This window comes from Streptomyces albospinus, assembly GCF_014648695.1.
Taxonomy (GTDB): Bacteria; Actinomycetota; Actinomycetes; order Streptomycetales; family Streptomycetaceae; genus Streptomyces; species Streptomyces albospinus.
In genome coordinates, this window is sequence record NZ_BMRP01000015.1 from 26,125 (window position 1) to 33,863 (window position 7,739).

General features: G+C 73.2%; 7 protein-coding genes and 1 riboswitch. Of the genes, 2 read left to right on the top strand and 5 right to left on the bottom strand.

Annotated features, from left to right (window positions below):
* Positions 1 to 12: 12 nt before the first annotated feature.
* The 5 genes from IEZ17_RS21015 to IEZ17_RS21035 form a co-directional block, all read right to left on the bottom strand.
* A complete protein-coding gene (locus tag IEZ17_RS21015) occupies positions 13 to 729 on the bottom strand; it encodes a cutinase family protein (protein ID WP_229852464.1) in 717 nt (238 codons plus the stop codon).
* Between the two features lie 232 nt (positions 730 to 961).
* Complete coding sequence (locus IEZ17_RS21020; RefSeq protein ID WP_189302412.1) at positions 962 to 1,213, bottom strand: hypothetical protein; 252 nt, start codon at positions 1,211 to 1,213, stop codon at positions 962 to 964.
* Positions 1,210 to 1,656 carry a hypothetical protein gene (locus tag IEZ17_RS21025; RefSeq protein ID WP_189302414.1) on the bottom strand — a complete coding sequence of 149 codons (447 nt, stop codon included), beginning with the start codon at positions 1,654 to 1,656 and terminating at the stop codon, positions 1,210 to 1,212. The genes IEZ17_RS21020 and IEZ17_RS21025 overlap by 4 nt, the downstream gene beginning before the upstream one ends.
* A 233-nt stretch (positions 1,657 to 1,889) precedes the next feature.
* Positions 1,890 to 3,386, bottom strand: coding sequence for a sensor histidine kinase (locus tag IEZ17_RS21030; RefSeq protein ID WP_189302416.1), 1,497 nt, complete (start codon positions 3,384 to 3,386; stop codon positions 1,890 to 1,892).
* Entirely contained in the window at positions 3,383 to 4,102 is a 720-nt protein-coding gene (locus tag IEZ17_RS21035) for a response regulator transcription factor (protein WP_308427680.1), read from the bottom strand. Before IEZ17_RS21035 ends, IEZ17_RS21030 begins: the two co-directional genes overlap by 4 nt.
* Before the next feature lie 156 nt (positions 4,103 to 4,258).
* A riboswitch (cobalamin riboswitch) is annotated at positions 4,259 to 4,476 on the top strand.
* 123 nt (positions 4,477 to 4,599) lie between these two features.
* Here IEZ17_RS21035 and metE point away from each other — a divergent pair.
* Positions 4,600 to 6,936 carry a 5-methyltetrahydropteroyltriglutamate--homocysteine S-methyltransferase gene (metE, locus tag IEZ17_RS21040; protein ID WP_189302420.1) on the top strand — a complete coding sequence of 779 codons (2,337 nt, stop codon included), beginning with the start codon at positions 4,600 to 4,602 and terminating at the stop codon, positions 6,934 to 6,936.
* 11 nt (positions 6,937 to 6,947) lie between these two features.
* A complete protein-coding gene (locus tag IEZ17_RS21045) occupies positions 6,948 to 7,406 on the top strand; it encodes an acyl-CoA thioesterase (RefSeq protein ID WP_189302422.1) in 459 nt (152 codons plus the stop codon).
* The last annotated feature ends 333 nt before the right edge of the window (positions 7,407 to 7,739 follow it).

Consider the following 7,739-nt stretch of genomic DNA (forward strand, 5'->3'; position numbering starts at 1 on the left):
AGGTCGGGGACGCTATCCGGGACCCCCGCCGGGGTTGCGCCACTGGACCCCGTCGCGGCCGTCGTCTGCGAAGGTCTGGGTCATGACGTTCCCGTCCAGCGGGTAGGTGGGGTGCAGCAGGAAATACCCGGGGACGTTCACGAGGGACGCATCGCACACCGGGTCGCCGTGGATGCAGTACCGGGCGACCGGAATGCCGTTGAACTCCGCCGGCCCGGCGCCGGGGGAGGTGAACCCGGGCAGGCCCACCCCCTTCGGGATCTGGGCGGTGAAGCCGGTGCCGGGCTGCATCGGGTCGGCGTAGAGCATGCCGTTGACCTTCGAGCGCGGGATGTCGGTACCCCCGTTGGCGATCGTCTGGAGCACCTGGTCCGCGGCCTGCGCGCCCTGGGAGTAGCCGACGATCGTGAGGCGTGCGTCCGGGTGGTCGCGATGGGTGTCCTCGATCTTGGCCAGCAGGTTGTGGTAGCCCTGGTTCACGCTGTCGTCGTAGCTCGGCGCGTTCAGGTCCAGTGGCGCGCCCCGCCCGTTCTCCCACGGTCCGGCGCTCGCCGGGTAGCAGACCGGTACCCAACTGCCCGGCTGGATCTTCTGGTTGGCGGCACGGTAGTTGGTGGTGCACTCGGGCTGGTCCGCCGCGCCCGTGGTGCCACCGATCTCGATGTAGTAGTGGTCGATGGAATCGGCCTGCGCGACGGCGGGCGCGACGACGGCCGTACCCACCACCATCGCCGCCGTCGTGGCAGCCGTCGCAACAGCCCGTGTCAGCCTGCTCGTTTTCGACATCGGCTGGGATCCCCCTCAGGTTGCGTCATCCTGCGTCGAACGCCATGGACGCTAGCCAGGGCCGTTGAAATCGCGATGACAGGGCAATGACTCGGCTGGTGGTGCGGGGGGCCTGTGTGCGCTGACGCCTCCGCCGGGCGTGGTGCGGCCCGGCGGAGGCGTCAGGTGTCCGGTGTCAGTTCCCGGAGTTGTCGGCGTTGCCGTTGGCGTCCGCCGCGTCGACGGCGCGCTGGGCGTCGTCGGCCTTCTTCTGCATCTGCGCGAGCTGGTCCGGCGAGGCGGAGGAACTGCCGCTCGGGGCGGAGCTGCTGCTCGCGGAAGGTGCTGCCGCGCCGGGCGTGGCGGAGGACGAGCACGCGGTGGTGGCCAGCAGCGGCACCGCGAGCGCGGCCGTCAGCAGTGCGGACACCCGTCGGCGGCGGTTCATGACGTGGCGCCCGCCGTGTGCTTCGGGCCGATCTTGTTCGCCGTGCACCAGGTGGCGACGGCCTTCAGGTCGGTCTGCTCCTTCTTGAGGGTCGCCAGGAAGCCCTTGCGGGCGGTCAGCCGGTCGCCCAGGAACTTGGCGACGGCCGCGTGGTTGGCCTTCTGCGCGAGGTCGATGCGCTGCTCCAGGTACTTGATGGAGCCGGGCGTGCCGACCGGGCCCTCGATGCGCTTGATCCGCTTGTCGATGCGCTTCTCCAGCCGGGGCACCCGGACGCACAGCCTCTTCGCCCCGTCGCTCCGGGGGCCCTTGGCGTGCCGGGCCGCGGAGACCGACTTGGCCGGGCTGGTGCTGTCCGCCGCGTAGGAGGGTGCCGCGACTGCCGCCGTGGTGAGGACGATGCCCGCGAGAGCCGCGGCCGTCGTCGCCGTGCGACGCTGCATGAGGTGTCTCCCATCTCTGTACTGCATGCCTGAACTGCTGCACTGCCTGCGGTGTCGGGCCGCCATCGCGACGCCCGGTGCGCCGTACCTGCCGGCGCGGTCCGGACCGCGCGGCCGGACACCGCCCGCTGCCCGTCCCGCGGCTTCCCGCGGCGGACTGCGTAACGACGAAGGTAGGAACGGTTCTTGTGGTTTCTTTGTGAGTGCGCGGGAGCCGGTGGCGAGGGGGTGCGTCAGGCGCGTGCGGCGGGGAGTTCGTGCCCCTGGGGCGCGGTGTCCGACAGCCAGGACCGGTGCCGCGGCACCGGGGCTCCGCTCCCGTCGGGGCGCGCCAGGGGGAAGGTGACCTCGAAGCGGGCCCCTCGTCCGCCGGGACCGTCCAGGACGCGCAGCTGCGCGCGGTGCAGGTCGGCCTGCTGGGCGACCAGTGTCAGGCCCAGGCCCGACCCCGGGCTGTCGGAGCGGCGGTGGAAGCGCCGGAAGATCACCTCCCGCTGCTGCGGCACCACCCCGGGCCCCTGGTCGTCCACGGTGAGGACGGCTGCCGGGGCGCCGTCGTCCTCGGCCGCCCGCAGCCGCACGGCGATCTGCGCCCGGCCGTCCGCGGAGCGGCCGTGCGCCAGGGAGTTGGCGAGCAGATTGTCCAGCAGCGAGCGGAGCCCCGGCTGCCATCCGTGCACGGTCAGGCCCGGCGCGCTGTCGAGCGTCACCTCGGCCCCGGGACGGGTGCGGCGCAGGTCGGAGACGGCGGCGTCCGCGAGGTCGGCCAGGTCGACGGGCGCGAACGCGTCCGCCTCCACCAGGTCTCCTTGGGCGAGCGCCCGCAGCATCACCAGCAGCCCCAGCAACCGGGCGTGGCCGCGGCGCAGTTCGTCGACGGTGTCGGCACGGTCGGCGGGGTCGAGGTCCTGGAACGAGTCGAGAATGTCCAGGTTGGTCTGCATGCTCATCAGCGGCGTGCGCAGTTCGTGGGACGCGGCGGCGGAGAACGAGCGGGCCGTGGCCAGCGCTTCGGCGGTGCGGGCGGCCTGCTCGTCATAGCGCGCGAGGAGTGTCTGGAGGGTGTGCGCGAGCTGGTCGACCTCGGTGATCCGGGTCGGGGTGTGCTCCAGGCGCGCGGAGCTGGTCCGCGGGTCGAGGCCGCTGGTGCGCTGCTGGAGACGCCGCAGCGGCCGGGCCGCGCCGGCGGCCAGGAGCCAGGCGGTGGCCGCCGAGGCGGGCGCGGCGAGCAGTGCGACGGTGAGCACCCGGTTGCGTACGAGTTGGATCTGCGCCTGGCTCGCGGCTTCCGGGGAGAACATCCACAGCGTCCCGTGCACCCCGGGCTGCCCGGTGGTCACCGCCACGGTCAGGGCGCGCCAGGTCTTTCCGTGGCCCCCGACCGTGACCGGGTGGACGGCCCGGGCCGGCAGGTGCACGGCCGGGCCGGGTTGCGGACCGTCCGCGACCTTGGCGGTGCCGTCCGGGCCGGTCAGACGGATGCCGATGTCCAGCGCCGCGGTGGCCAGCTTGCGTCGGTGCGCGTGCTCGCCCCGTGGCCGGCCCCGGGACTCGGCGAGCAGCACGCCGCGCGCCGCGGTCGCGACACTGCGGGCCCGTGCGTCGAGCCGCTGGTCGGCCTGCGCGAGCAGATCCCTGCCGACCAGGCCCACCAGCACCCAGCCGGAGGCTGCCACCAGCAGGGGCACCACGGCCCCCACCACGATCGCGATCCGGGTGGACAGCCTCATGCGCGGTGCTCCCCGTCGCCGGTGTGGTCGTCGCGCAGCACGAAGCCGACGCCGCGCACCGTGTGCACGATCCTGGGCCGTCCGTCGGCTTCCAGTTTGCGGCGCAGATAGCTGACGAAGGTGTCGACGGCATCGGTGCGGACCTCGAAGTCGTAGCCCCACACCCGGTCCAGCAACTGGTCACGACTCAGGACGAGTCCGGCATTACGGGCAAGAACGTCGAGCAGGGCGAATTCCCGCCGGGTCAGCTCCACGGGCCTGCCGTCGAGGCGGGCGGTGCGCGCCGTCGCATCGACCACCAGGCCGCCGACCCGTACGACGTCGGTGGCGGCCGTCGGGCGCCGGCGCAGCAGCGCGTGCAGCCGCAGCACCAGTTCGTCCAGGGCGAAGGGCTTGACGAGGTAGTCGTCTCCCCCGGCCTGGAGACCGGCCACCCGGTCGGCCACTTCGTCCCGGGCGGACAGCATCAGAACCGGTATGTCGTTTCCGTCCGTCCGCAGGTGCCGGCAGACCGCGATGCCGTCGAGGTCGGGCATCGAGACGTCCAGCACCACGACGTCCGGTGCGGATTCCGCCACCTTGGCCAGGGCGCTGCGGCCACCCTCCGCCAGGTCGACGGTGAAGCCGTTCAACCGCAGTCCGCGCCCCAGCGACCGCCGGATCGCGGCGTCGTCGTCCACCAGCAGCACCCGCCCACAGCCGGTCGTCACACCCATACCCACCTCACCTGGCCCTTTCAGACGACCGAAATCATGCACCAGCCCCCTGCCCCCCGAGCCCCGGCCGTCGCGCTGCGCCACCTTTCGACGCGATGCCGGGACGGCGAGCCGGCGACCGGCGGTAACACGTGTGCCGGTGCCCGCCGCTGTGGGTAGGCTGGTGGGGCAGTCGGTTCGCACCCGTCCGCCAGGCGGGATGCGTCGCAAGAGGGAACCCGGTGGGAATCCGGGACTGCCCCGCAGCGGTGAGTGGGAACGACCGCCGTCATACGCACTGGATGCTCGCGCGTCCGGGAAGCGACGGCCAGTAGGTGCCTTGTCCGGCAAGGCGTGCCCGCGAGTCCGAAGACCTGCCACTGCCCGCGCCCCGCCGGGGTGCGGTCCATCCGGGACCTCGTGGGCGGGTCTGCGGCGGCCAGGGCGTACCTCTGCGCTCTCTCCTTCGCCTCTTGCCGTGCCCGCGGGGTCGTTGTGAACTCGCGAAGGAGAGTTCCATGGCACTGCTGAACGACACCCCCGCCCCGCGCGTGGCCGCGACGCTGCACGGCTATCCCCGTCAGGGCCCCGACCGCGAACTGAAGCGGGCCGTCGAGGGCTACTGGGCCGGGCGCCGCACCGCCGACGAACTGCACACCACGGCACGGTCCGTACGGGCGGGCATCCGCCGCCAGTTGCGGGACGCCGGCGCCGCCGAGCTCCCGACGGGCGATTTCTCGCTCTACGACCATGTGCTGGACACCGCCTGGATGGTCGGCGCGATCCCCGCGCGGTACCGGGCCGCGGGCGGCACGGGTCCGGACGCGGAACTGGCGGCGTACTTCGCCGCCGCGCGCGGCACCGCCGAGGTGGCGCCGCTGGAGATGACCAAGTGGTTCGACACCAACTACCACTATCTCGTCCCGGAGTTGGGGCCGCACACCGTCTTCGCGGCCGATTCCCGCAAGCAGGTCGCGGAGTTCCGCGAGGCGATCGACGAGGGCGGGGCGGCCCGGCCGGTGCTGCTCGGTCCGGTCAGCTTCCTGCTGCTGGCCAAGCCCGGGGCGCAGGCGGGCGAGGGCTTCGAGGTGCTGTCGCTGCTGGACCGGCTGCTGCCGGTGTACGCCGAGGTCCTCGCCGACCTGCGGGCGGCCGGCGCCGCATGGGTGCAGCTCGACGAACCCGCCCTGGTGCAGGACCGCACCGCCGGGGTGCTGCACGCGACCGCACACGCCTACCACGCGCTGACCGCGGTCGAGGACCGGCCGAAGCTCGTCGTCGCCTCGTACTTCGACGCCCTCGGCGACGCCCTGCCCGTCCTGGCCGCGTCCCCCGTCGAGGGCCTGGCCATGGACTTCACCGGGCCCGCCGCGGCCAATCTCGACGCACTGGCAACACTGGGCGGGATCCCGGACAAGCGGCTGATCGCCGGTGTCATCGACGGCCGCAACGTGTGGGCCGCCGACCTGGAACGGGCGCTGGCCCTGCTCGCCACGCTGCTCGGCCTGACCGGACGGCTCGATGTCGCGCCGTCCTGCTCGCTGCTCCACGTCCCGCTCGATGCCGCCCGGGAGCCGGACCTGGACCCGCAGGTCGCCCGCTGGCTGGCCTTCGCCCGCCAGAAGGTCGACGAGACCGTCGTCCTCGCCCGCGCACTGAGCGCGGGCCGTGAGACGGTCGCCCCCCAACTGGCCGCCAACCGCGCCGCGTTGGCGTCCCGCAGGGGCTCGGCGCTCACCGTCGACCCACAGGTGCGCGGGCGGTGCGCCGCCGTCACCCCGGCCGACGCCCGGCGCCCGCAGCCGTACGCCCGGCGCGCCGCCGCCCAGCAGGCCAGGCTCGCGCTGCCCCCGCTGGCGACCACGACCATCGGCTCCTTCCCCCAGACCGGCGAACTGCGCACGGCGCGCGCCGAGCACCGGGCGGGCCGGCTCTCCGCGGACGGCTACCGCGAGCGGATCGCGGCCGAGATCCGCGACGTGGTGGCCCTCCAGGAGAAGGCCGGACTCGACGTCCTGGTGCACGGCGAGCCCGAACGCAACGACATGGTGCAGTACTTCGCCGAGCGGCTGAACGGCTTTGTGACCACCCGGCACGGCTGGGTCCAGTCGTACGGCACCCGCTACGTCCGGCCGCCGATCCTGGCGGGCGACGTCTCCCGTCCCGCACCGATCACGGTGGAGTGGACCTCCTACGCCCGGTCGCTGACGGATCGTCCGGTCAAGGGCATGCTGACCGGCCCGGTCACCCTCCTCGCCTGGTCCTTCGTGCGCGACGACCAGCCGCGGGCGGACACCGCCCGCCAGGTCGCGCTCGCACTGCGCGACGAGATCGCCGATCTGGAGGCCGCGGGCACCGCGGTGATCCAGGTCGACGAGCCGGCCCTGCGCGAGACGCTGCCCCTGCGGCAGGAGCGGCGCGCGGCGTACCTCGCCTGGGCCACCGAGGCGTTCCGCCTGGCCACCGCCGGGGTGCGCGCGGACACCCAGATCCACACCCACATGTGCTACGCGGAGTTCGGCGACATCCTCTCCGCGATCGAGGCACTGGACGCGGACGTCGTCAGTCTGGAAGCGGCCCGCTCCTACATGGAGATCGCCGGCGAACTCGCCGTGGCCGACTACCCGCGCGAAGTCGGGCCGGGTGTGTACGACATCCACTCGCCGCGGGTGCCCGGCGAGCGGGAGATCACCGATCTGATCGACCGCGCACTGCGCTCCGTCCCGGCCCGCCGGCTGTGGATCAATCCGGACTGCGGCCTGAAGACCCGTGGTTACGCCGAGATCGGCCCGGCTCTGGAGCGGATGACCGCCGCCGCCCGCCGGGTCCGCGCGGCCCTGCCGGACGAAGGCTGAGCCGCCGCGCCATGAACAGCCGCACACAGACCGGCCCGGCCCACAAGGCCCCGGCCGACTCACGGGTCACCCTCGCCCACATCATGAGCGAGCACGACACCAACCTGTACGGCACGGTCCACGGCGGCGTCGTGATGAAACTCGTCGACGACGCCGCCGCGGCAGCCGCCGGCCGCCACAGCAACGGCCCCGCCGTCACCGTCTCGGTCGACTCCATGGCCTTTCTGCGCCCGGTGCGGGCCGGTCAACTGCTGACCGTGCACGCCGCATTGGACCGGGCCGGACGGACCTCGATGGGCATCGCGGTGCGCGTCACCGCGGAACCGTGGAACACCTCGGGCCGGGTCATCGACGTCGCCACGGCACATCTGACCTTCGTCGCCATCGACTCCGCCGGCAGCCCGCGCGCGGTCCCCGCCCTCCGCGACGGGGATCCGAGTGCCGACGAGGCCGGGCGAGCGGCGACGTAGTCCGACCGTTCGAGACGGGCCCGTCCCCGAGGAGACGGGCCCGCCGCCCAGGACGACGGTGCCGTGCACGCCTCAGCACGGCACCGTCGCACCGGCCCCTCCTCCCGGCCCGGGGCCGGACCGCCGCCCGCCCCGCCCTGTACCGTTCTGCGACGTTCGCGATCGTGCGGCCGATAAGTCCGACGGTGCCCATGCGCGCCTGTGCACGGGGTCCGACGGTGCCGGGTGCAACTACGACATGGCGGCGCAGAACGGCGTCTGGGCCGACCTGACCCCCATCAACTCGATGACGCTCGACCGGCCCTGAGGCAGTACCGCGCAAAGGGGCCTCAA

Bases quoted from the DNA above. Each gene is read 5' to 3' on its own strand.
- IEZ17_RS21015 (WP_229852464.1), bottom strand. From the start codon at position 729: ATGGTGGTGGGTACGGCCGTCGTCGCGCCCGCCGTCGCGCAGGCCGAT.
- IEZ17_RS21020 (WP_189302412.1), bottom strand. From the start codon at position 1,213: ATGAACCGCCGCCGACGGGTGTCCGCACTGCTGACGGCCGCGCTCGCG.
- IEZ17_RS21025 (WP_189302414.1), bottom strand. From the start codon at position 1,656: ATGCAGCGTCGCACGGCGACGACGGCCGCGGCTCTCGCGGGCATCGTC.
- IEZ17_RS21030 (WP_189302416.1), bottom strand. From the start codon at position 3,386: ATGAGGCTGTCCACCCGGATCGCGATCGTGGTGGGGGCCGTGGTGCCC.
- IEZ17_RS21035 (WP_308427680.1), bottom strand. From the start codon at position 4,102: ATGGGTGTGACGACCGGCTGTGGGCGGGTGCTGCTGGTGGACGACGAC.
- metE (WP_189302420.1), top strand. From the start codon at position 4,600: ATGGCACTGCTGAACGACACCCCCGCCCCGCGCGTGGCCGCGACGCTG.
- IEZ17_RS21045 (WP_189302422.1), top strand. From the start codon at position 6,948: ATGAACAGCCGCACACAGACCGGCCCGGCCCACAAGGCCCCGGCCGAC.